General features: G+C 39.4%; 17 protein-coding genes and 1 riboswitch. Of the genes, 1 reads left to right on the forward strand and 16 read right to left on the reverse strand.

The genetic code is table 11. From position 1 onward, the window contains the following. Window positions 1–44: 44 nt before the first annotated feature. Window positions 45–186: riboswitch (cyclic di-AMP (ydaO/yuaA leader) on the reverse strand. A gap of 191 nt (window positions 187–377) precedes the next feature. The 5 genes from ACMX9J_RS11440 to hflX all read right to left on the reverse strand — a co-directional run bounded on the left by ACMX9J_RS11440 (window position 378) and on the right by hflX (window position 6,889). Further along, window positions 378–1,436 (reverse strand): N-acetylmuramoyl-L-alanine amidase, encoded by a 1,059-nt coding sequence (locus ACMX9J_RS11440; protein WP_033579809.1) that lies wholly within the window; start codon window positions 1,434–1,436, stop codon window positions 378–380. A gap of 917 nt (window positions 1,437–2,353) precedes the next feature. Continuing rightward, window positions 2,354–3,688 carry a type I glutamate--ammonia ligase gene (gene glnA / locus ACMX9J_RS11445; RefSeq protein WP_013084732.1) on the reverse strand — a complete coding sequence of 445 codons (1,335 nt, stop codon included), beginning with the start codon at window positions 3,686–3,688 and terminating at the stop codon, window positions 2,354–2,356. An 83-nt stretch (window positions 3,689–3,771) separates the two neighbouring features. After that, window positions 3,772–4,179, reverse strand: coding sequence for a MerR family transcriptional regulator (locus tag ACMX9J_RS11450; RefSeq protein WP_014458504.1), 408 nt, complete (start codon window positions 4,177–4,179; stop codon window positions 3,772–3,774). A 182-nt stretch (window positions 4,180–4,361) separates the two neighbouring features. Then, window positions 4,362–5,624, reverse strand: a complete 1,263-nt coding sequence (locus ACMX9J_RS11455) for an aminotransferase class I/II-fold pyridoxal phosphate-dependent enzyme (RefSeq protein WP_033579808.1) — start codon at window positions 5,622–5,624, stop codon at window positions 4,362–4,364. A 14-nt stretch (window positions 5,625–5,638) separates the two neighbouring features. Next, entirely contained in the window at window positions 5,639–6,889 is a 1,251-nt protein-coding gene (gene hflX, locus ACMX9J_RS11460; RefSeq protein ID WP_176344704.1) for a GTPase HflX, read from the reverse strand. Between the two features lie 289 nt (window positions 6,890–7,178). Between hflX and ACMX9J_RS11465 the strand changes: the two genes are divergently transcribed. Next, window positions 7,179–7,790, forward strand: coding sequence for a trimeric intracellular cation channel family protein (locus tag ACMX9J_RS11465; protein WP_013058789.1), 612 nt, complete (start codon window positions 7,179–7,181; stop codon window positions 7,788–7,790). 31 nt (window positions 7,791–7,821) lie between these two features. On the opposite strand, the gene spoVK is transcribed toward ACMX9J_RS11465, so the two are convergent. The 11 genes from spoVK to ACMX9J_RS11520 all read right to left on the reverse strand — a co-directional run bounded on the left by spoVK (window position 7,822) and on the right by ACMX9J_RS11520 (window position 22,175). Further along, entirely contained in the window at window positions 7,822–8,760 is a 939-nt protein-coding gene (gene spoVK / locus ACMX9J_RS11470; protein ID WP_223546698.1) for a stage V sporulation protein K, read from the reverse strand. Between the two features lie 205 nt (window positions 8,761–8,965). Beyond that, the gene (gene hfq / locus ACMX9J_RS11475) at window positions 8,966–9,190 is read right to left on the reverse strand and encodes an RNA chaperone Hfq (protein WP_013058791.1); all 225 of its coding nucleotides are present in this window, start codon (window positions 9,188–9,190) and stop codon (window positions 8,966–8,968) included. 32 nt (window positions 9,191–9,222) lie between these two features. Next, window positions 9,223–10,173, reverse strand: coding sequence for a tRNA (adenosine(37)-N6)-dimethylallyltransferase MiaA (miaA, locus tag ACMX9J_RS11480; protein ID WP_034265185.1), 951 nt, complete (start codon window positions 10,171–10,173; stop codon window positions 9,223–9,225). 100 nt (window positions 10,174–10,273) lie between these two features. After that, on the reverse strand, window positions 10,274–12,151 hold the full coding sequence (mutL, locus tag ACMX9J_RS11485) for a DNA mismatch repair endonuclease MutL (RefSeq protein ID WP_028411376.1): 1,878 nt from the start codon (window positions 12,149–12,151) through the stop codon (window positions 10,274–10,276). Between the two features lie 18 nt (window positions 12,152–12,169). Next, a complete protein-coding gene (gene mutS / locus ACMX9J_RS11490) occupies window positions 12,170–14,827 on the reverse strand; it encodes a DNA mismatch repair protein MutS (RefSeq protein ID WP_176343473.1) in 2,658 nt (885 codons plus the stop codon). Window positions 14,828–14,990: 163 nt separating this feature from the next. Further along, window positions 14,991–16,388 (reverse strand): amino acid permease, encoded by a 1,398-nt coding sequence (locus tag ACMX9J_RS11495; RefSeq protein WP_033579805.1) that lies wholly within the window; start codon window positions 16,386–16,388, stop codon window positions 14,991–14,993. A 177-nt stretch (window positions 16,389–16,565) separates the two neighbouring features. Then, window positions 16,566–17,111, reverse strand: a complete 546-nt coding sequence (locus ACMX9J_RS11500) for an outer spore coat protein CotE (RefSeq protein WP_013058796.1) — start codon at window positions 17,109–17,111, stop codon at window positions 16,566–16,568. 236 nt (window positions 17,112–17,347) lie between these two features. Next, window positions 17,348–17,779, reverse strand: a complete 432-nt coding sequence (locus ACMX9J_RS11505; protein ID WP_013058797.1) for a RicAFT regulatory complex protein RicA family protein — start codon at window positions 17,777–17,779, stop codon at window positions 17,348–17,350. 1 nt (window position 17,780) lies between these two features. Beyond that, window positions 17,781–19,310, reverse strand: a complete 1,530-nt coding sequence (miaB, locus tag ACMX9J_RS11510) for a tRNA (N6-isopentenyl adenosine(37)-C2)-methylthiotransferase MiaB (protein ID WP_416225818.1) — start codon at window positions 19,308–19,310, stop codon at window positions 17,781–17,783. Between the two features lie 254 nt (window positions 19,311–19,564). After that, window positions 19,565–20,431, reverse strand: coding sequence for a 2-oxoacid:ferredoxin oxidoreductase subunit beta (locus ACMX9J_RS11515; RefSeq protein ID WP_013058799.1), 867 nt, complete (start codon window positions 20,429–20,431; stop codon window positions 19,565–19,567). Next, complete coding sequence (locus ACMX9J_RS11520) at window positions 20,418–22,175, reverse strand: 2-oxoacid:acceptor oxidoreductase subunit alpha (protein ID WP_416225819.1); 1,758 nt, start codon at window positions 22,173–22,175, stop codon at window positions 20,418–20,420. The genes ACMX9J_RS11515 and ACMX9J_RS11520 overlap by 14 nt, the downstream gene beginning before the upstream one ends. Window positions 22,176–22,180 lie beyond the last annotated feature (5 nt).

Raw genomic sequence — 22,180 nt, forward strand, 5'->3', positions numbered from 1 at the left:
ACAAAAAAAACACTAAGGGTTCTCAGCGTTTTTACACAGCTTAAACCTCCTCTCCAAAACGCTTATGGGGTTAGCTGTCGGATTCGGGCTATGAGAGTAGCCCTACCTTTTAAAAAAGGATTCACCCCAAGTGACAATGCACAAATTTGGGTCCCCCACTTCTGACGAATTAAGCGATAACAGGTCAATATAATTTTCGGTTAAAGAGTATGATTGATAACAAGTTTCTTTCATAACTATCCTTTGTTCTTAGATAATATACTCCCGTACAAATGGTTTGTAAAGCATTATTTTACGTAAACGATAAAATAGTGCTTAAGGCGCTTTTAAGGGGAAAACAAAAGGCCTTCTGCCTGCTTACAGAAGACCTGCTTTCTTTAACTTTTTGCTTTTAAAACGGCTGCTAGCTTGTTTTTCGTTTGAGGACCATAAATGCCATCTACATCATAAGGAAGATACACAAGCTGAAAACGTCTGACTGCATCTTTCGTTTGTACTCCATATATTCCGTCTACTGACCCTACTTTAAAATTAACCGCGTTTAATGCTCTTTGAAGCTGTTTCACTGCTTCTCCAGAATCGCCTTGTTTTAAAATTCCATTTGGAAGTGGATATTGTTCAGAAGGTGGAGTTGGTGACGGTGTTGGAGATGGGTTTGGTGAAGTTCCTGAAGGAATAACAATTGTTTTTCCAACCTTTAGGGTTAAAGGATCAGAAAGCCCTGTATTTGCTTCTTGAAGCGCTTGTACTGTTATTCCGTACTTCTGTGCAATACTGTACAGCGTATCTCCTTGCTTAATTGTATACGTTTTTTCACCTGGTTCAGAAGGTGATGGATTTGGTGTCGGTGTCGGTGTTGGAGATGGCGATGGATTTGGAACTGCACGACGAGGTAAATTTAAATATACGGCAATTCCTTTTGCATACGATTCACCCATGCTTTTTAAAAAAGCTTCATTTTGAAGAAGTGCTGCATCGGCGCTCCTATCAATAAAAGCTATTTCAGTTAGTACTGCAGGCATATTTGTTAAGCGAAGCACCGCATAATTAGCTGATTTTCGACCGCGATTCGGATGATTATACGACAGCAGCGTTGGCTGTACTTGGCCGTGGACAATTGATTGAAACGTTTTACTGGCATTGCTAGCGCTTCTATAAACATAATCTTCATATCCTGTTCCTCCACCGGCATTTACGTGAATAGACATAAATGCATCTGCTCCCCACGAGTTAGCTTGAGAAGCGCGCTGAGATAACGATAAAAAAGTATCTGTGGTACGGGTGGTTTTAATCGTAAAGTCACTGTAAGTGCTATTTAAATAGCTTATTAAATATTGTTGAATTTTTAAAACTAAGTTTTTTTCATACAGTCCGTTCGCTCCAACTGCTCCTGCATCTGCCCCACCATGTCCTGCATCAAGATAGATTTTTTTCATATTACTTGTCCCTCCTTATTGTTAACATATGCATGAGGGAAAAAAGTGCTACGTATACTAGCCTACTTAGTGAAAAATTACTAAAAAAGGAGATTGAGACATAACGAAATCACTTCAACCTAAAAACGAACAAATGGGATAAATGCGCTAGTATGGATGGCTTGTTACATCGCTGTTGAATTCCGTGCAAGGCTTCGCTTTCCGCGGGGGGGCTGGTGAGCCTCCTCGTCGCGTGCGCTCCTGCGGGGTCTCACCTATTCCGCTTTTCCCGCAGGAGTCCCTCCAATCAACTGCTAGAAGCAACTAAATAGATGAAATCTACGTTTACCCTACCAATAAAAAAATCCGCACAATTCATCGTGCGGTTCCCTCCCCCTAACATACTTTTGGTCCAAATTCTATTCTGGTTGATTAAAGTATAGATCAGGAGGGTCTATTATTTATAACATTAGGACCTATTTAAAAAGCAGAACGCCTACAACAATGAGAATAATCCAAATTGGAATGCTTATCAATATCCCTATCACTAAACCTTTAAAGAAATTTCCTTCTTTCATTTTTATTACATTCCTCTCCAACAGTATTTTCTAACGATACTATGATTGGCTGAAAACTCTCTGAAGTTATACTGAAATACAGTGCAGAGTGAACACATAAACAATCTCACTATCTGTTATACACTACTTTTACTTATAGATTCAATGAGACAAAAAGCTCATCCTTTTTGATTCATGTAAACAAATTCTTTCTTGTATGTAACAAAACAATAAAAAAGCTCCCTGTAAATTATACGACAGGCAGCTTTTTTATAAACAAGCTATATTATTCAATTTACGTATGCAGAATGTTATTTATTCATTGTGAAAAACAAAAAAAGTCGGAGAGAACGTACAAACGATCTCTCCGACTTTTAAAAATTAATATTGGCTCATGTATTGGTCACGTTCCCAAGGATGAACTTGTGTACGGAACATATCCCACTCGATTTCTTTCGCTTCAACGAAGTGTTCTGCTAAGTGTTCACCTAATGCAGAAACCATAACTTCGTTTGATTGGAAGCTATCTAAAGCTTGAGCTAATGTTGCAGGTAAATCTACGATACCTTCTTCAACACGCTCTTCTTTTGTCATTACATAGATATTACGATCGATAGGTTTTGGAGCTTCAAGGTTATTCTTGATTCCATCTAAACCAGCTTTTAATAGAACAGCCATTGCTAAATATGGGTTAGCAGCTGGGTCTACGCTACGTACCTCAACACGAGTTCCTACGCCGCGAGAAGCTGGGATACGGATTAATGGGCTACGGTTGCGAGCAGACCATGCAACATAACAAGGAGCCTCATATCCAGGTACTAGACGCTTATAAGAGTTTACAGTAGGATTTGTTACTGCTGTAAAGCTGTGTGCGTGCTTGATGATACCTGCGATAAATTGACGAGCAGTATCACTTAGCTCTAGATTACCGTTCTCATCATAAAATGCGTTTTGACCATCTTTGAATAATGAAACGTTACAGTGCATACCTGAACCGTTCACACCAAATAATGGTTTTGGCATAAATGTAGCATGTAAGCCATGTTTACGTGCAATTGTTTTTACAACAAGTTTGAACGTTTGAATATCATCACAAGCTTTTAATGCAGCAGCATATTTGAAGTCGATCTCGTGTTGTCCAGGAGCTACCTCATGGTGAGATGCTTCAATTTCAAATCCCATTTCTTCAAGCTCTAATACGATGTCACGACGGCAGTTTTCACCAAGGTCAGTTGGCGCTAAGTCGAAGTAGCCACCTTTATCATTTAATTCTAATGTAGGTTCGCCTTTTTCGTCTAATTTGAATAAGAAGAACTCTGGCTCAGGTCCAAGGTTAAAATCAGTAAATCCTAACTCTTCCATCTCTTTTAACACACGTTTTAAGTTATTACGTGGATCGCCATCAAACGGAGTTCTATCTGCATTGTAGATGTCACAAATAAAACGTGCTACTTTACCTTTTTCAGATGTCCAAGGGAAAATAACAAATGTATCAATATCCGGGAATAGGTACATATCTGATTCTTCAATACGTACAAACCCTTCAATAGAAGAACCGTCAAACATCATTTTGTTGTCTAACGCTTTTTCTAATTGACTTACTGGAATTTCAACGTTTTTAATTGTTCCTAAAATGTCAGTGAACTGAAGACGAATATATTTTACATTCTCTTCTTGAACTTTGCGGAAAATATCTTCTTTTGTGTACTTTGCCATCGTGTGATCCTCCCCTAAATCTCTATATAATATTTATAATCTATACCCCTCATATACGAACGGCATAAATATTGATAACTTTATTAATGAAAGAACCTGGACATATCTCCTTGATTTAAAGTTGCTCGATTAAAACGGCCTGCTTGCATAAGTTCTGCACGAAGCATTTTTCGCAACTCATCGTCCGTTAATTCTGGCTTTGCTGTTTCTGCCACAACTTTTTCTTCTTGCTTATGCCCTTTTTGCTCCTTTTGAAGATGAAACAGCTGTTTTACACCTGCTAAGTTTACACCTTGTTCGATTAGATCGCGGATTTCAAGCAGCTTATCAACATCGTTAAATGAGAATAGTCGTCGATTTCCTTCTGTTCTTACTGGTGCAACTAATTCATGTTCTTCATAGTAGCGAATTTGGCGAGCAGACAACTCAGTTAACTGCATCACAATTCCAATCGGGAAAAGTGGCGTATTTCTTCGAATGTTGTCACTCATTTCAGTTCCTCCTTTGGATTAACTATTTACATTGTATGCTATGTTAGTTCACCTGTCAACCGAATGTTAGTAATTCTAACATAAATTTTTCTGAACATTTTTTCTATACAAATAAATAGCACTTCGTTTATTTTTATAGCTTATTTTTTTCCTTGTTAACGGGGAGAAATAATCTTTCTATCTTATAAAAGTTCTTTTGTCAGTAATTGATCTACCGCCATGCATATTGCTACTTTTACATGAGCATACGTTAATCCGCCCTGCACGTAAGCGACATAAGGCGGCCTGATAGGACCATCTGCCGTAAGCTCGAGGCTCGCTCCTTGTATAAACGTTCCTGCTGCCATAATCACATCATCTTCATACCCTGGCATATAAGCAGGATACGCCGTTACGTGTGAATTAATTGGCGAAGCGAATTGAATTGCCTGACAAAAAGCCACCATTTTATCGCGGTCATCAAACTGAACGGATTGAATTAAATCTGTTCGTTCACTGTCCCACTTCGGTTCACTTTGCATACCAAGCTCTTCAAACATAGCGGATGAGAAAACCGCTCCTTTTAAGGCTTGACCTACTACGTGCGGCGCCAAGAAGAACCCTTGATACATTTCTTGCAAGCTATACAGCGTCGCTCCAGCTTCTGCACCGATTCCAGGAGTTGTCATTCGGTATGAACAAGCTTCCACTAGGTCTTTTCGTCCTGCAATATAGCCACCGATTTTAGCGAGACCTCCACCAGGGTTCTTAATAAGCGACCCCGCCATCAAATCTGCTCCTACATGCGTTGGCTCGATTGTTTCTACAAATTCACCGTAGCAGTTGTCAACAAATACAACAACGTCAGGCTTAATGCTCTTTACAAACGAAATCATTTCTTTTATTTGAGCGACTGTAAAAGAAGGACGAATGCCGTACCCTTTTGAACGCTGAATGCCTATCATCTTTGTATGCTCATGAATAGACGCTTTCACTTCTTCAAAATCCACTTGACCTTCCTCAGTTAAATCTACTGATTTATAGCTAATGTTATATTCTTTTAAAGAACCTACACCGCTTCCTCGTATGCCAACGATTTCTTCAAGCGTGTCATAAGGCTTTCCAGTTATATATAATAGTTCATCTCCAGGACGCAGTACACCAAACAGCGAAATGCCGATTGCATGCGTGCCTGAAATAATTTGCGGACGCACTAGACATGCTTCTGTTCCAAAAACGTCCGCATATACTTTCTCCAACGTATCGCGGCCTAGATCGTCGTAGCCATACCCCGTTGTCGGATTAAAATGTGAATCACTCACTCGGTTTTGCTGAAAGCTTTGCAGCACTCGAAATTGATTTGCTTCAATACGCTCGTCAATTTTCTCATGTACGGGCTTAATCTGCTTTTCTACTTTTGCAGCAAGTTCCCGAATGCGTGCCCCGTTTTTTAACTGATCAAACATCATTTCTTTGTTCCTCAACTTTCTTCAAGCGTTTGTAGCTTTTTGTAAAGGGGATGCTCTTTTGCAATATACCCTTTGCACTGATACTTCTCAGTTTCTTCATTGAACTTTAACGACTCAAGAATAGAGACCGTTTTTAGTTCAGCGAGCATTTTTCCTTCATAAGCCGGCAGCAGCACATGAAAAAACGCCATTTCTTTTTTCATTTCTTCTTGAATTCTTTCCCCAAGCTTCACTAAATCTGTAGCTTTAAAAGCGCTCATTGATAACGATGTTGAAGCGGATGGGACAAATAGTTCATGCTGCATATCTTCTTTATTGTAAACTGTTAGCATCGGAATGTCCGTTACGTTCAGCTCTTCTAGTAAGCGATGCACTGTTTTTTCGTGGTTGTTGTAATCTGGATTAGATGAATCTACCACGTGCAGAACAAGGTCAGCTTCGGTTACTTCTTCAAGTGTTGAACGGAAGGCGGCTACTAACGTTGTTGGAAGATCTTGAATAAATCCAACCGTATCCGTTAACAGCGCCGTTAATCCTGACGGAAGCATATACTGTCTTGTCGTTGGATCAAGAGTTGCAAACAGCTGATTTTCTTCAAAAATACCAGCTTCGGTTAAGCGGTTAAAGATCGTCGATTTACCAGCGTTCGTATAGCCCACAATTGCAATTTGATAGACATGATTACGCTTACGTCTTTCTCGATAACGTTCGCGGTGACTTACCACTGTCTTTAACTGACGCTTAATTTCATCAATTTTACGGCGAATATGTCTGCGGTCACTTTCAAGTTTCGTTTCACCAGGACCTCTTGTTCCAATTCCGCCCCCAAGACGCGACAAAGCGGTACCTTGTCCTACTAACCTAGGCAGCAGATAATTTAATTGAGCAAGTTCCACCTGCATTTTTCCTTCTCGCGTTTGAGCACGCTGTGCGAAGATATCCAAAATCAGCTGCGTGCGGTCAATAACACGCGCAGATAACCCTGCTGACAAATTGCGGATTTGACTCGGTGACAATTCATCATTAAATACAATTAAATCAGGCTCTAACTCTTCTTCAAGAGCCACAAGTTCTTCTACTTTCCCTTTTCCAATATAAGTAGCTGGATGAATGCGATCGCGCTTTTGCGTTAACCTTACCAGCACTTCGCCTTTTGCAGTCTCAGTTAAAGATGCTAGCTCATCCATTGAATATTCAAAACGTTCGTCATCGTCATGAAGCTGACATCCGACTAAAATTACGCGTTCAAGTTCAGTATTCATTTCTGCTGTCAAAGATTTTTCCTTCCCTTACTATTAAATTGACAAATCATTCATATCATATCAAAAAAATCTCCATTTCTCCATCTTTGCAAAAGAGACAGAATACATTGTCTTTTACTAGTTTAACACCCTTTTTAAAATCTATAAAACGATGATTAAAAAAACATTGAAATATCACGAAATTCTGTATACAATTTGAATTGGTTTACTTATCGAAATTTGAATCAGGCTGCCTGATTTTAAAATAATAGTCGCTACTTGGTGAAAACAGAATAAAGGGGATAGCATCATGACTTGGGACGTACTTAGCATTATTGGAACGATTGCTTTTGCAATCAGCGGAGCTTTCATTGCGATGGAAGAGGAATATGATATTTTAGGCGTTTACATACTCGGAATCGTAACGGCTTTTGGCGGAGGAGCCATTCGAAACCTGCTTATCGGTGTACCGGTGTCTGCCCTTTGGGAACAAGGACTCTTTTTTCAAATTGCTTTATTATCTATCACTGCCACTTTTTTATTTCCAAACAATATCTTAAAACATTGGAAGCGATGGGGAAATTTTTCGGACGCCATTGGCCTTGCAGCATTCGCGATTCAAGGAGCGCTTTATGCCACTCATATGAACCATCCGCTTAGCGCGGTTATTGTAGCTGCGGTCTTAACAGGAAGCGGCGGGGGGATTATCCGAGATTTATTAGCACGCCGAAAGCCTACTGTTCTTAAAGATGAAATTTATGCCGTATGGGCGATTATCGCAGGATTTAGCGTAGGGCTCCATATTACAAACACGCCTGTAGAACTTTATACGTTATTTATCTTGCTTGTAGGCCTTCGGATGTGTTCATACATTTACAAATGGCGCCTGCCGATTAAAACGATTCGACAACCAAATATGTAGAAAAAAGCCTTTCATGACGAAAGGCTTTTTTTCACAGCTGAATATCGCTTGATGTTAAAGTTAAAAGCTCGTTGCGTTCAAAGCTTTCTTCTTCTAAAAGCCTCATGGATTGAGTACGTATGGAACGTTCAATAATGTTTCGCACATATCGACCGTTACTAAAATCCCTAGGCGTCTGATTGTACTTCACGTCCATAAAATGATCTTTTAGCTTTTTATAGGCCTCTGTACTAAACTGATACTGCCTGTCATTCATCATGTGACCCGCAATGTCCATCAGTTCATTAACATCATAATCCGGAAAATCAAAAATAAACGGAAACCTAGAGCGCAGCCCTGGATTAAGACTTAAGAAATTTTCCATTTCTCTTGGATAACCAGCTAAAATCAATACAAACTTATCATTTGAATCTTCCATATGTTTGACCAATGTATCAATCGCTTCTTTTCCAAAATCTTTTTCTCCCCCTCTTGCAAGAGAATAAGCCTCATCGATAAATAAAATACCTCCAAGCGCTTTTTTTACAAGATCTCTCGTTTTCTGAGCGGTATGACCAATGTATTCTCCAACTAAATCTGCACGCTCTGCTTCAATTAAATGTCCTTTAGACAAGATGTTCATATTCAAAAATAATTTACCCAGCAGGCGGGCTACCGTCGTTTTCCCTGTTCCTGGATTTCCTTTAAACATCATATGCAGCGCCTGCTTTCCCGCTTTTAAGCCCTGTTCCTCTCTTTTTTTGTTAATATATAGCCACGCATATATTTCTTTTATCATTTTTTTCAATTCTTCCATTCCAACCAGTCCGCTCATTTCTCGTTCAATTTCCCGAAGCGGCTCATGATTTATCACAGCTTTTTTGGCAGGACGCGGAATTGATGTCGTATACGATTTTTCCTTTTTTGTTTCATTATTTAAAATGATATTAATTTGCCCATTATTTTTAAGAGTTATCGGCTGTTCCACCATGTTCACCTCTCGTTTCATCCCACTTCTCTGTATCGCATAGCTGCATGCGATGAACGATACGAAGACAATGATCTCTTATTACCGAAGAAATAATCGTCTATTATAAGGTTTATGTTCAATGAGTAAAAACAATGTTAAGAAACTTTTCTAAGCCTTTATTTACATAAAAAAAGCATCCGAATATGCGGATGCTTCTCTTTAATCTCTATTCAAGTTCTACTGTAATATTTTTATTTGGTACAAATGTCGAAATCGCATGTTTATAAATCAGCTGCTGTTTTCCTTCAGATTCAATTAGCACAGTAAAATTATCAAATCCTTTAATTAGTCCTCTTAATTGAAAACCATTTAAAAGAAATACCGTCACATAGATATTTTCTTTACGTAATTGATTTAAAAATTGATCTTGAATATTAACTGATTGTTTCATTATTCGGCCTCCTCGGTTCTCTATCTGTTTACTTAATTCGCTTCTTTCTTCAGCTTTCCTGCAATATATGTAAAAATTTCAGCAAACTTTTCGGGAAATTTGTCAACTTCCATCTCTATCCATTTTACAGGCATTTTATTTCGAAACCATGTTAACTGACGCTTTGCATATCTGCGTGAATTTTGTTTCAACTGTTCAACGGCTTCTTCGAGCGTACAGCGTCCCTCAAAATAAGCATAAAGCTCTTTGTAGCCGATAGCTTGAATTGATTGTACATCATGCAGACCACTTTCGTACAATGATTTGACTTCCTCAAGCAGTCCAGCCTGCATCATCATATCGACTCGGTGATTAATTCTCTCATATAATACGTCGCGATCCATTGTAAGTCCAATAATGGTTACATCGTATAATAACTCTTGCGACTGTTCTTTTGTATAGTCACTGAATTTTTTGCCGGTTACTTCATAAACTTCAAGGGCTCGAATTACACGACGATGGTTATTTTTATGAATAGCAGCCGCACTGTCTGGGTCAATTTCTTTGAGCTTCTCATACAGGGGATCAATGCCATGAGCTTTAATAAATACTTCCATTCGTTCACGAACTTTTTCATCACTAGGCGTTTCTGTGAACTGATAATCATAAATAACGGATTGAATATAAAGACCCGTCCCTCCAACAATCATCGGCATTTTTCCTCTAGCACGAATATCATCGATTTGTTTTCTTACAATCTCTTGAAATTCTGCCACAGAAAACGATTCATCCGGCTCCTTAATATCGATCAGGTAATGGGGAACACCCTGCATCTCTTCTTCTGACACCTTTGCTGTTCCGATATCCATCCCTTTATAAATTTGCATCGAATCACCTGAAATAATTTCACCGTCTAACTGTTTGGCAAGTTCAATGCTTAATTTTGTTTTACCAACCGCAGTTGGTCCAATAATGACAATAAGTTTTGGTTTCTCTCCCGTCATAACAACACTACTTTCATCTATAGGCATTCACATCATTCCATTTTATCCAAATGGTCATGATTTATTCAACAAAACGGCTAGCTGCAGCTAGCCGCATTGCTTACATCACTCGCTTAAACATTTTTTCCATTTCATACGTCGAATGATGAATAATAATTGGTCGTCCGTGCGGACACGTAAATGGATCCGTTGTTTTTCTTAACGTTTCAAGTAAAGCAAAAATCTCATCGTTTCGCAAATGATGATTCGCTTTAATCGATCCTTTACAGCTCATCATAATAGCCGCTTCTTCTCGTAACTTTTCGATATTGACTCGTTTCATCGTAAAGATTTGCTGAATCATCTCTTCAATGGTTTCCTGTTCCTCTCCTTTTGGAAACCACTGCGGATGTGAACGAACGATATAGGAGTTTTGTCCAAACGGTTCTAAAAAGACTCCTACTTCAGCAAGCATGTCTTTGTATTCTTCTAAAATCAAGGCTTCATTTCCCGAGAACTCTAGCGTAAGCGGCATAAGCAGTTCTTGAACTTCTGAATCTACTTCTCCAAGCTTTCGCTTAAAATATTCGTACTTGATTCTCTCCTGCGCCGCGTGCTGATCAATAATAAATAATCCTTTTTCATTTTGCGCCAAAATATACGTTCCGTGCATTTGGCCAATTGGGTACATCGCAGGAACACGCGGTTCTGGCTGCTCTTTGGCTGAACGGTTTGGTTCTGGAATAGGTGCGTTTTCTTCCACCGATTCTTCATAGTGTTCTATTTCTCGAAACGTTGGTTCAAGTTCTTCATCTTGACGTATGACCTCTGTTTTAACAGGCGGCATGATCTCGTCTACACGAGCGGTAGTCTCCTTAAAGCTAGGCTCGCGAACCGTATCAGACGGCTGATAGCCAGACGGTTTAGACTGATGATCAAATGTAAAGGTCTGCTGCTCAGTTGGCTGCACAGCTGATTTTGACTTGGTTGGTACTACAGCATCCGGAATTAACTGCTGCTTTTTAAAAGCAGCTTTTACTCCTTGTTCAATAAGCTCAAACAGCTCCGCTTCTTTACTTAAACGCACTTCTAGTTTCGCTGGATGAACATTCACGTCCACTAACAAAGGGTCCATTGTAATGGTTAAAAACACGATTGGAAAACGGCCGATAGGTAAAAGGGTATGATAGCCCTGCTGTACCGCTTTTAACAACCCGTAGTTTTTAACAAAACGACCGTTAATAATGGTGGACATATAGTTGCGAGAAGCTCGTGTAATTTCAGGAAGAGCAACGTAACCATTCACTTCATAATCAAGAGACTGAACGTTAATCGGAATCATTTTTTTGGCCACTGCCATTCCATAAATAGCTGCAAGCACTTGGCGCACATCTCCGCTTCCGTTCGTATACAGAAGCTGTCTTCCTTGATGCATCAGCCGAATTGAAACTTCAGGATGAGACATCGCAAGGCGATTGACGACATCCGTTACGTTACCAAGCTCCGTGTTTACCGTCTTCATATATTTTAAACGTGCAGGTGTGTTAAAAAATAGGTTTTCAATAACAAGTTCGGTACCTTTTCGGCTTGACGTTAATTCGTGATGAACGATTTCTCCGCCTCTAAGTTTAAGGTGAGTGCCGGCTTCTTCTCCCGTACTCGTTTTGAGTTCAAGCATTGAAACCGAAGCAATACTTGGCAAAGCTTCACCGCGAAATCCTAACGTTCGAATTCGAAATAAATCTTGTTCTGTTTTGATTTTACTTGTCGCATGTCTTTTAAAAGCGGTCAAGCAGTCTTCAGAAGCAATGCCGTCTCCATTATCCAATATACGAATTTTTGAAAGCCCAGCTTCTTCTAGTTCAATTTCAATAACTGTACTGTTTGCATCAATAGCATTTTCGACTAGTTCTTTCACCACCGAAGCAGGTCGTTCAACAACCTCTCCGGCAGCAATTTTATTTGAAAGTTCGTCTGAAAGCTGCACAATTTTACCCACAGACTCACTCCTCTCAATCTATTTCTTTTTTAATGATTTTTGCAGTTCATACATCGCATTCATTGCGTCTAAAGGCGTCATTTCTAAAATATCGAGCTCTTTTAAACGATCGATAATTGCTTTTTCACGTTTTGAAAGCGCAGGCTTTTCTTTTTTCTCTTCTATTTCAAAGAACGAAAGCTGATTGGCTTCATCTGCTTTTTTACGATCTGCACGTTCTTCTTGAACCAAAGAAGCACCTTCTTGTGGAACTTGTTGTGTTATCTCTTCTCTTTTTGGAGCCTGACGTACAGGTTCACGCTCAGAAAATTGTTCTAAATCGTGTAAGATGACGCGAGCTCTCTCTAGAAGCGGATCTGGAAGTTCTGCTAGTTCCGCTACGTGAATACCATAGCTTTTATCTGCGGCACCATCTTTGATTTTGTGTAAAAAGACGACTTTCCCATTTTTTTCAACCGCGCTTACATGAACATTTTTAAGCGCAGGAAGCGACTCATCGAGTACGGTTAATTCATGATAATGAGTAGAAAATAGTGTCTTACAGCCAATATGTTCATGAACGTATTCAATAATTGCTTGAGCAAGAGCCATTCCGTCATACGTAGACGTGCCCCGTCCAATTTCATCTAACAGGATCAGACTCGACTGAGTGGCATTTGTCACTGCATTCTTCGTTTCTAGCATCTCGACCATAAACGTACTTTGGCCTGAAATTAAGTCATCAGCTGCTCCGATACGTGTAAACACTTGATCAAAAATCGGCAGAACCGCTTCGTCAGCTGGCACAAAACAGCCAATTTGAGCTAATATCGCCGTTAAAGCGACCTGACGCATGTACGTACTTTTACCAGACATATTTGGTCCTGTAATCAGTAAAATTGAACTATCATCCGTCATTTGACAGTCATTTGGCACATATTCCTGCGAATTCATTACTTTTTCTACTACTGGATGGCGTCCATTTTGAATCGAAATGTCTTCACTTGAAAAAATAGGCTTCGTGTAATGACGTTCTTCACTGATTTTTGCAAAGCACTGCAGTACGTCAAGCTCACTTACTTTTTTAGCAAGTTCTTGCAGCCTTGGAATATATGCTTTTACTTCTTCACGAATTTGTAAAAACAATTCATATTCCAGCTCTACAATTTTCTCTTCCGCTTCTAAAATCAGCGCTTCTTTTTCTTTCAGCTCAGGCGTAATAAAACGTTCTGCATTGGTTAACGTCTGTTTTCGTTCATACATTCCTTCAGGCAAAAGATGCAGATTTGCCCGCGTTACTTCTATATAATAGCCGAACACGCGATTATAACCAATTTTCAGTGAGCGAATCCCTGTTTTCTCACGCTCTTGCTGTTCAAGTGATGCAATCCACGTTTTTCCGTTTCGGCTTGCATCTCGATATTGATCAAGCTGTTCATGATAGCCGTCATTAATAATGTCTCCTTCTTTAATTGACAACGGAGGGTGCTCTTTTAATCCTCTTTCAAGAAGATTAGCTAATCGCTCACAAGGATCAATGTCTTCAACAAGCTTTGTGGCATAAGGATGATTCAAACGATTCACAACCTCTTGAATATGAGGCACATTTTGCAATGATTTTTTTAATTGAATTAAATCACGAGCATTTACATTCCCAAAAGCTACTCGACCAGCTAAGCGTTCTAAATCATATACGTCTTTTAGCAACTCACGCAGTTCTTCTCGTTCAAAAAACTGTTTCATTAAGACATCTACCATATTCAAACGATTATCAATATCCGCTTGTTTTAAAAGCGGACGGTCAATCCAATTTTTTAATAAACGGCCGCCCATTGCCGTAACGGTCTGGTCTAATAGCCATAGAAGCGAGCCTTTCTTTCCTTTTGAACGAATCGTTTCGGTTAACTCTAGGTTTCGCTTAGAGAACAAATCAATTTTCATATATTCATTGATTTGATAAAACTGCACGGGCTGTAAGTGCTCAAGCGAACGCTTCTGCGTGCGAGTTAAATACTGAAGAATACGCGCAAACGTTGTAATAAGCTTTTGCTGCTGAAGCGACTCTACTAAATAATCTAGTCCTTCTACTTGACCTGTACTATTCTCATAAGAAATGGTAATCGTCATGCGCTCTTTTAGTGTTTGTAATAAGTCAGCAGGAAACTCAGAGCTTACAACGACTTCTTTTGCTTCTTTTGCATAAATTTCTGAGACGATATCGTGAAACGAACTAACAAGCGTTACGCTGTTTTCTCCTGTAGACAAATCAGAAAGAGCAAGACCAAACGTTTGATCCTCGAACGCAGTAACAGAACAAATATAGTTATTTTCCTTTTCATGCAGTCCGCGTTCGTTCATCAGTGTTCCGGGTGAAATCACCTGCACCACTTCTCGCTTTACAACACCTTTTGCATGCTTAGGGTCTTCTACCTGCTCACAAATAGCTACTTTAAATCCCTTTTCAATTAAACGCTCGATATACGTAGGAGCAGAGTGATACGGAACCCCGCACATCGGAATTCGCTCTTGTCCTCCTCCGTCTCGACTTGTTAATGTTATTTCAAGTTCTTGAGAAGCTGTCGTAGCATCTTCAAAGAACATTTCATAAAAATCACCTAATCTAAAAAATAAAAAGGCATCTTGATACTCTGCCTTAATTCTCAAATATTGCTGTATCATTGGCGTATACGCTGCCATACTATTCCTCCATACCACATCTAGTTGTGCGTTTTTGCTACACGTATTATAACATAAGTCTTTCTTAAACTTAATTTATTCAAATAGAACAATCTTCAATTTCTTTTCATCAAACAAATAAAAAAGCTTCGGACGAAGGAAGAAGCTTGTCCGAAGCTTTTCATTATTTACTGCTGTTCAAATGACTATGCTTACGTCCGTATAAGAAGTAAACCACTAGCCCTAGTACAAGCCAAATTACGAAACTAATCCATGTTAACTTTGGAAGCTGAAGTGCTAAGTATAAACAGAACACAAAAGCTAAAATTGGAACCACCGGCACGAACGGTACGCGGAAACCAGTCGATTCTGAAGTTTGTTTTGATTTACGTAAATATAAAATTCCAATTGATACAGTCATGAAAGCAAAAAGAGTACCGATATTTGTTAACTCTGCTAATCTTCCTAATGGTACTAAACCAGAGAAGATAGATACTAGTAAACATGTAATCCACGTATTTACTACTGGCGTTTGTTTTTTCTCACTGATTTTTGAAAAAGGCTTCGGCAATAGACCATCTCGACTGATCGCATAAAATAAACGAGTTTGTCCATACATCATAACGAGTAATACCGTTGTAATACCAACAATTGCACCTAATGAAATAAATCCTGCTACCCAGTCTTGATTAATGTAGCTTAAAGCAAATGCTACAGGGTTTTTAACATTTAATTCAGTATAAGGGACGATTCCTGTTAAGATAAGCGATACGACGATATAAAGGACTGTACAAATCGCAAGAGATGCGATGATTCCAATTGGCATATCTCGCTGAGGCTTACGTACTTCCTCGGCCGCTGTTGCTACAGCATCAAATCCAATGTAGGCGAAGAATACAGTTGCTGCTCCTGTCGCTACTCCCGAGAAACCAAACGGCATAAACGGCGTCCAGTTTTCTGGCTTAACATAGCTAACTCCTACCCCGATAAACAGAAGTACAACAGCCAGTTTAATAATAACCATGATAGCATTAAAACGTGAAGATTTTTTTACTCCTTGTGTTAAAAGCAAGGTAATTAAGAAAACAATCATAATTGCTGGAATATCAATGTACGTGCCGTTTGCAGGATTGTATGCACTTGTTAAAGCTTTTGGAAAATGTATGCCAAACCCTGCTAACAATCCTTGGAAATACCCCGACCATCCGCTCGCTACAGCAGAAGAAGCAAGACCGTATTCCAAGATAAGATCCCACCCTAAAATCCAAGCGATTAATTCACCAAATGTTGCATAACTGTAAGTGTATGCACTTCCTGAAACGGGAACTGTTGAGGCAAACTCCGCATAACAAAGAGCTGCAAACACACACGCAAGTCCTGACATAATGAAAGATATAACTAAAGCTGGACCGGCATGTTCAGCGGCGGCTACGCCCGTTAATACAAAAATTCCGGTTCCGATAATGGCTCCAATTCCTAACATCGTTAAATCGAAAGCGCCTAAATCCTTTTTTAATTTAACACCTTTAGAGTTGGTTTCACTAATTAACGTTTGAATTGATTTTTTACGAAATAAGCTCATAGTAAACCCCCAAAAAATACTTATCTGATATAACTAAATTTTCTGAAAATTAATGCATTATTTTCTTTAGATTTACTATACACTGCGCATTCGACAAAAAGCAATATATTTTTTTATTTTTATAAGAATTTTCTTAAAATAGTAAAAATAAAAAAACTAGGAAGAACTTCTTCCTAGTTACTCATCGTCTCCTAATATAAAATCAGGATCTAAATCTTCAAATTCATCGTCATCTACGTCTAAATCAAACTCGTCTTCATCATCGCAGCCTTTCGGATTTACTGCAACACAAACCTTGGTTTCGCCAATCACTTCCGCCAACAATTCTCTCTCTACTTGAACAATCGTTTTATTGCCATTTGGTGAAATTGTGCACTCTAGGCAATTTGGCTGCTGCAGCACGCGAACAATTACTTCGTAATCGTCTCCAATCGAATCTTCGTCTTTATAGCGCAGCTTAATATTATCTTTGTATGATACGGTTTCCGTCCAAACTTCGGTTTTTGTATTATTATTGTACGAATACCAGATGTTAATATCATATCTGCCGTCAACTTCTACATTGCTGCCGCTTTTCTTTGCTTTGTACTCATGGTTAATCACCCAGCATCCTAAGATGCTTGTTGGTCGATTTTTCGGTGCAAGCGTATGAGACGATTGTGTAAACTTGCGACCTTTACCTACGACTGCTTTTGTAATAATTTCTCTATAGTGTTGTGACATGTGAGCATACCCTCCTCAAACTATCTTCATTTCATCCTATGCAGGCTCATTCACTTGTTTGCACATTATTTTTAAGAAACTAGGTTTAAGGCATAAAAAACCTATGTTCCATTGTATGCAAGGATATAGAAAAACGTGACAATTATTAGAGAGAAAATCTGCCCAATTTTCATGCCACATAATGCACACGTGATGCACAAAAAAATGCCTCAGCAATTTGCTAAGGCATTTTTTCTTTATGAGCAGCTAGATCCAGGGCTGTTTCGCACCTGTGAACCTGTTTCACCGCGCAGTAAATCACCATCTGTTGACACAATAATTTCATCTGTTACTGTGTTTGAAATAGTGTTAGCGACAAGTTGAAGCAAATCATTCACGTTTATTTGAGACTCTTGAAACTGCTGAATAATCGGCAGTTCATCCAGCTCTTCCTGTAAACGATCGATTTTTGCCTCCACTTGTTTTAACGCTTCTGTCTTACCATAATGTTGGAAATTAACAGCTTGTTTTTGCAAACTTTTAATGCTTGCAATGGTTTCACGCACTTTTTGATTTTCGTTAAGCTGAGCTTCGGCACGCTTGAAGAAATCTACTTCTTCCGTTTCAGCAATCATTTTTGCCAGCTCTTGAGCACGTTTAATTACGTCACTCTTGTTATACTGCGCCATATTACTTCACCTCTGCTGTTTCTTCTACCATTTCCCCGTTTAATGTCCATGTTTTGGCTTTTGTAACTTTTACTTTTACAAGTTGCCCAATCACTGACTTAGGTGCTTTGAAGTTTACAAGCTTACTTTTTTCCGTGTAGCCTGCTAATACTTCCGGATTATTTTTACTTTCACCTTCTACTAATACTTCGACAACTTTACCTTCATATTCCTTCAATTTCTTTGCAGAAATTTCATTTACAAGAGCATTTAAACGCTGAAGACGCTCTTTTTTCACTTCCATTGGTACGTTGTCTTGCATCTTAGCAGCCGGCGTACCTTCACGAGGTGAATAAATAAACGTATAAGCACTATCAAATTCAACCTCACGATATAGCGACATTGTTTCTTCAAACTGCTCATCCGTTTCATTTGGGAAACCAACAATAATATCAGTTGTTAATGATGCCGTTGGAATGGCTTCTTTAATTTTACAAACAAGCTCTAAATAATGTTCACGAGAATATTTTCGTGCCATAATTTTTAAGATATCACTGCTTCCTGATTGAACAGGCAAGTGAATGTGATCGACAAGATTTCCACCTTTAGCAAGAACTTCAATTAAACGGTCATCAAAGTCACGAGGGTGACTTGTTGTAAAACGGATACGAGCAACGTCAATTTTACGGATTTCGTCCATTAAGTCGCCTAAGCCGTACTTCATGTCTTCAAAATCTTTTCCGTATGCATTAACGTTTTGGCCTAGAAGCGTAATTTCTTTGTAGCCTTGAGCAGCTAAATGACGTACTTCTTGGATAATATCTTCTGGACGGCGGCTTCGTTCTTTTCCTCGCGTATACGGAACGATACAGTACGTACAGAACTTGTCACAGCCGTACATGATGTTAACCCATGCTTTGACGCTGCCTTTACGTGCTCTTGGAAGGTTTTCAATAACGTCCCCTTCTTTAGACCATACTTCAATCACCATTTCTTTTGCTAAGTATGCTTCGTTCAAAATGTGAGGCAAACGATGAATGTTATGTGTACCAAAAATCATATCCACGTGCTGATGTTTTTGTAAAATTTTATTTACAACTGACTCTTCTTGAGACATACATCCGCAGACGCCGATTAATAGCTCAGGACGCTCGCGCTTTAAGGCCTTCAAGTGTCCTAATTCACCAAACACTTTATTTTCCGCATTTTCACGGATCGCACACGTATTCAATAAAATAACATGAGCATCTTCAACAGAGTCAGTCGGCTCGTAGCCAAGGCCTAGAAAAATACCAGCCATTACTTCTGTATCGTGCTCATTCATTTGACAGCCGTACGTACGGATATAAAACTTACGTCCCTGTCCCATTCCATGAAACTGTTCATCGATTGCAAAATCGTTGTGATAGGAAACTTCTTCTTTTCCTCGTTTTTTCGCATCTTTTAAAGAAGGTGGCATGTATACTGTTTGAAAATATTTGCTGTAATCCTTTTCGGATTTTTTGTCCGCTGGATTAACTTGGTTGCTTTCTAAACGTTGTTTTTCGTTCATAAAAAAATCTCCTTTCGCCATGACAATTGTCACGTTGCACCTGTAAATCGCAAAAAAATGTGACAGCCTTATGCTTATGCATAAAACTCATCACATTAACATAGTATATAACTTTCAAGTAGCGAACACAATCATATACCTATTTTCTATACCTATCACTATGAAAAAATCCGAACGAGCTGGATTCTCCATTAAGAATCTCAATTTACCGTTCGGATTTCCCCTCTACTAAACTGCTTTTATTGCAGCCTCTTTTACATAAATTCAGCCACTAGCTCATCAAATTTTTCCTCAGTCATACCTAAGTCTGCTTTTGACAGCGGCTCTTCACTATAGCCGTGAACAAGCTGCTGATACGACGGCTGATGCGCATTTTGATAAATAAGCCCTGTTACTAAGCCATTATGCTCCATTAACGTCTGCATAGCTTGCATACGATTGTTTGCATCATAACCTTCAATTGTGCTAAGACTAGTTAGGTTTTCTTTAAACCAATCATACGTGTTCACTTTGTTATACGTTACGCACGGGCTAAATACGTTAATTAAAGAAAAACCTTTATGCTGAATGCCTTGTTCAATTAAGCTTGTTAACTCTTTTAAATTCGTTGAAAAGCTTTGCGCTACAAACGTTGCCCCGGAAGTTAACGCCAGCTCCATGACAGATAAAGACGACTCAATTGATCCTTCAGGCGTACTTTTTGTCTTGAATCCTACTTCACTGCGAGGAGATGTTTGTCCTTTTGTTAAACCATAGATTTGGTTATCCATTACGATATACGTTACATCGATGTTTCGGCGAATCGCATGTACCGTGTGTCCCATACCGATAGCAAACCCATCTCCATCACCGCCAGATGCGATAACGGTTAAATCACGATTAGCCATTTTTACACCTTGAGCGATTGGAAGCGCACGTCCGTGAATACCGTGAAAACCATATGAATTAATATAACCAGAGATACGTCCAGAGCATCCAATACCTGAAATAACAGCAAGCTCATGAGGTTCTAAACCTACGTTAGCAGATGCGCGTTGAATGGCTGCTTGTACGGAGAAATCTCCACACCCCGGACACCAGTTAGGTTTTACACTGTTACGAAAATCTTTAAACGTTGCCATTTAACACAAACATCTCCTTACTTTTTGCGTATACTTCTTGCGGAAGAAATGGATTTCCATCGTACTTCAATACGCTTTGAATTTTATCATGACTTGCGATATTCATTTTTAAAATATTAGCAAGCTGTCCAGTAGCATTGTTTTCAACGACAACTACTTTTTTAGCTCCTTGCACGTAAGGAAGCAGTTCGTCAGCTGGGAAAGGATGAATTAAACGAATGTGAGCGTGATTTACTTTTATACCGTCCTGTTCCAAACGTTCCATTGCCTCTTCAATAACTCCACGCGTCGAATTAAATCCAACAAATAAAATATCAGACTCTTTTTCATGAGAGTGAACATGAATTGGCGTATTAAAACGAATTCCTTTTGTTTTACGAAGACGCTTATTCATTTGATCATCGCGGTTCACCGGAGATTCAGATGGCTTTCCTGTCTCATCATGTTCTACTCCCGTTACGTGATGAATGCCATGCTTCATTCCTGGAATGACGCGTGGTGATACGCCGTCTTCTGTTACGCGGTAGCGCTTGTAATATTGTTTTTCTTCCAACTCTTCTAGCTCTCCTTGCTGAAGCTTGCCGCGGCGGATTTCAACGCGGTTATAGTCAAGCGGTTCTACAGACTGTTTCCCAAGTGAAAGCTGTAAATCCGTTAGCATAATAACTGGACACTGATATTCTTCTGCTAAGTTAAACGCTTCAATCGTATCGTAGAATGCTTCTTCAACCGTACTTGGCGCCATGACGATCTTCGGAATTTCACCGTGCGTACCGTAAATCATAGCCATTAAGTCAGACTGTTCTTGCTTAGTTGGAAGCCCTGTACTTGGACCGCCGCGCTGCGTATCAATAATCACAACAGGCTGCTCAGTGATGCCCGCTAATCCAATCGACTCCATCATTAATGATAGACCAGGTCCAGCTGATGCTGTCAGCGCACGTACGCCTGCATAGTTAGCTCCGATAGCCATCGTACATGCTGCGATTTCATCTTCTGTTTGAATAACAGTTCCACCGAATTGAGGAAACTTTTTAATTAAGTATTCCATGATTTCTGAAGCAGGGGTAATTGGATATGCTGGCATAAAACGAGCCCCACCGGCTAAAGCACCTAGTGCAATCGCATCGTTTCCAATCATAAACATACGTTTTTTACCATCCGCTGGATCTAGTTTCATTGTTTCTAATTGTTCGCCTAGCTGTTCACGAATGTAATCTGCACCTTTTTTAATAGCTTCCATGTTTTTTTGTACAACTTTTTGGCCCTTTTTACCGAAGATTTCAAGCACTACTTCTTCAAATACTTCTGTGTCAATATGAAGCACAGCACTTGAAGCGCCTACAGCAACCATGTTCTTCATTAGCGACGTTCCTAGTTCCGTTGCAATTTCTGTAAACGGAACAGCGTATAGCGTAGCAGTTGTACATGTTTCGGGCAGACTTGGGTTGAATTTCGCATCTGCAATTACAACGCCTCCTACGCGCAGCTCATGGACGTTTACATCGATTGTTTCCTGATCGAACGCAACTAAAATATCCAAATCATCTGACACAGATCGAACCTGAGTTGTACTCACTCGGATCTTATTATTTGTATGTCCACCTTTGATACGAGAAGAAAAATGACGATAGCCGTATAAGTAATAACCTAATCGATTTAAAGCGGTTGAAAAGATTTCTCCCGTACTTTCGATTCCCTCACCCTGCTGTCCGCCAACTTTCCATGAAAGTTGCTGTACCATAAATC

Origin of the sequence: Priestia sp. RMT2NF4 (assembly GCF_047872835.1) — a bacterium.
Classification (GTDB): domain Bacteria; phylum Bacillota; class Bacilli; order Bacillales; family Bacillaceae_H; genus Priestia; species Priestia zanthoxyli.

Coding starts and splice junctions, on each gene's coding strand:
- ACMX9J_RS11440 (WP_033579809.1), bottom strand. CDS start 1,436: ATGAAAAAAATCTATCTTGATGCAGGACATGGTGGGGCAGATGCAGGA.
- glnA (WP_013084732.1), bottom strand. CDS start 3,688: ATGGCAAAGTACACAAAAGAAGATATTTTCCGCAAAGTTCAAGAAGAG.
- ACMX9J_RS11450 (WP_014458504.1), bottom strand. CDS start 4,179: ATGAGTGACAACATTCGAAGAAATACGCCACTTTTCCCGATTGGAATT.
- ACMX9J_RS11455 (WP_033579808.1), bottom strand. CDS start 5,624: ATGTTTGATCAGTTAAAAAACGGGGCACGCATTCGGGAACTTGCTGCA.
- hflX (WP_176344704.1), bottom strand. CDS start 6,889: ATGAATACTGAACTTGAACGCGTAATTTTAGTCGGATGTCAGCTTCAT.
- ACMX9J_RS11465 (WP_013058789.1), top strand. CDS start 7,179: ATGACTTGGGACGTACTTAGCATTATTGGAACGATTGCTTTTGCAATC.
- spoVK (WP_223546698.1), bottom strand. CDS start 8,760: ATGGTGGAACAGCCGATAACTCTTAAAAATAATGGGCAAATTAATATC.
- hfq (WP_013058791.1), bottom strand. CDS start 9,190: ATGAAACAATCAGTTAATATTCAAGATCAATTTTTAAATCAATTACGT.
- miaA (WP_034265185.1), bottom strand. CDS start 10,173: ATGACGGGAGAGAAACCAAAACTTATTGTCATTATTGGACCAACTGCG.
- mutS (WP_176343473.1), bottom strand. CDS start 14,827: ATGGCAGCGTATACGCCAATGATACAGCAATATTTGAGAATTAAGGCA.
- ACMX9J_RS11495 (WP_033579805.1), bottom strand. CDS start 16,388: ATGAGCTTATTTCGTAAAAAATCAATTCAAACGTTAATTAGTGAAACC.
- ACMX9J_RS11500 (WP_013058796.1), bottom strand. CDS start 17,111: ATGTCACAACACTATAGAGAAATTATTACAAAAGCAGTCGTAGGTAAA.
- ACMX9J_RS11505 (WP_013058797.1), bottom strand. CDS start 17,779: ATGGCGCAGTATAACAAGAGTGACGTAATTAAACGTGCTCAAGAGCTG.
- miaB (WP_416225818.1), bottom strand. CDS start 19,310: ATGAACGAAAAACAACGTTTAGAAAGCAACCAAGTTAATCCAGCGGAC.
- ACMX9J_RS11515 (WP_013058799.1), bottom strand. CDS start 20,431: ATGGCAACGTTTAAAGATTTTCGTAACAGTGTAAAACCTAACTGGTGT.
- ACMX9J_RS11520 (WP_416225819.1), bottom strand. CDS start 22,175: ATGGTACAGCAACTTTCATGGAAAGTTGGCGGACAGCAGGGTGAGGGA.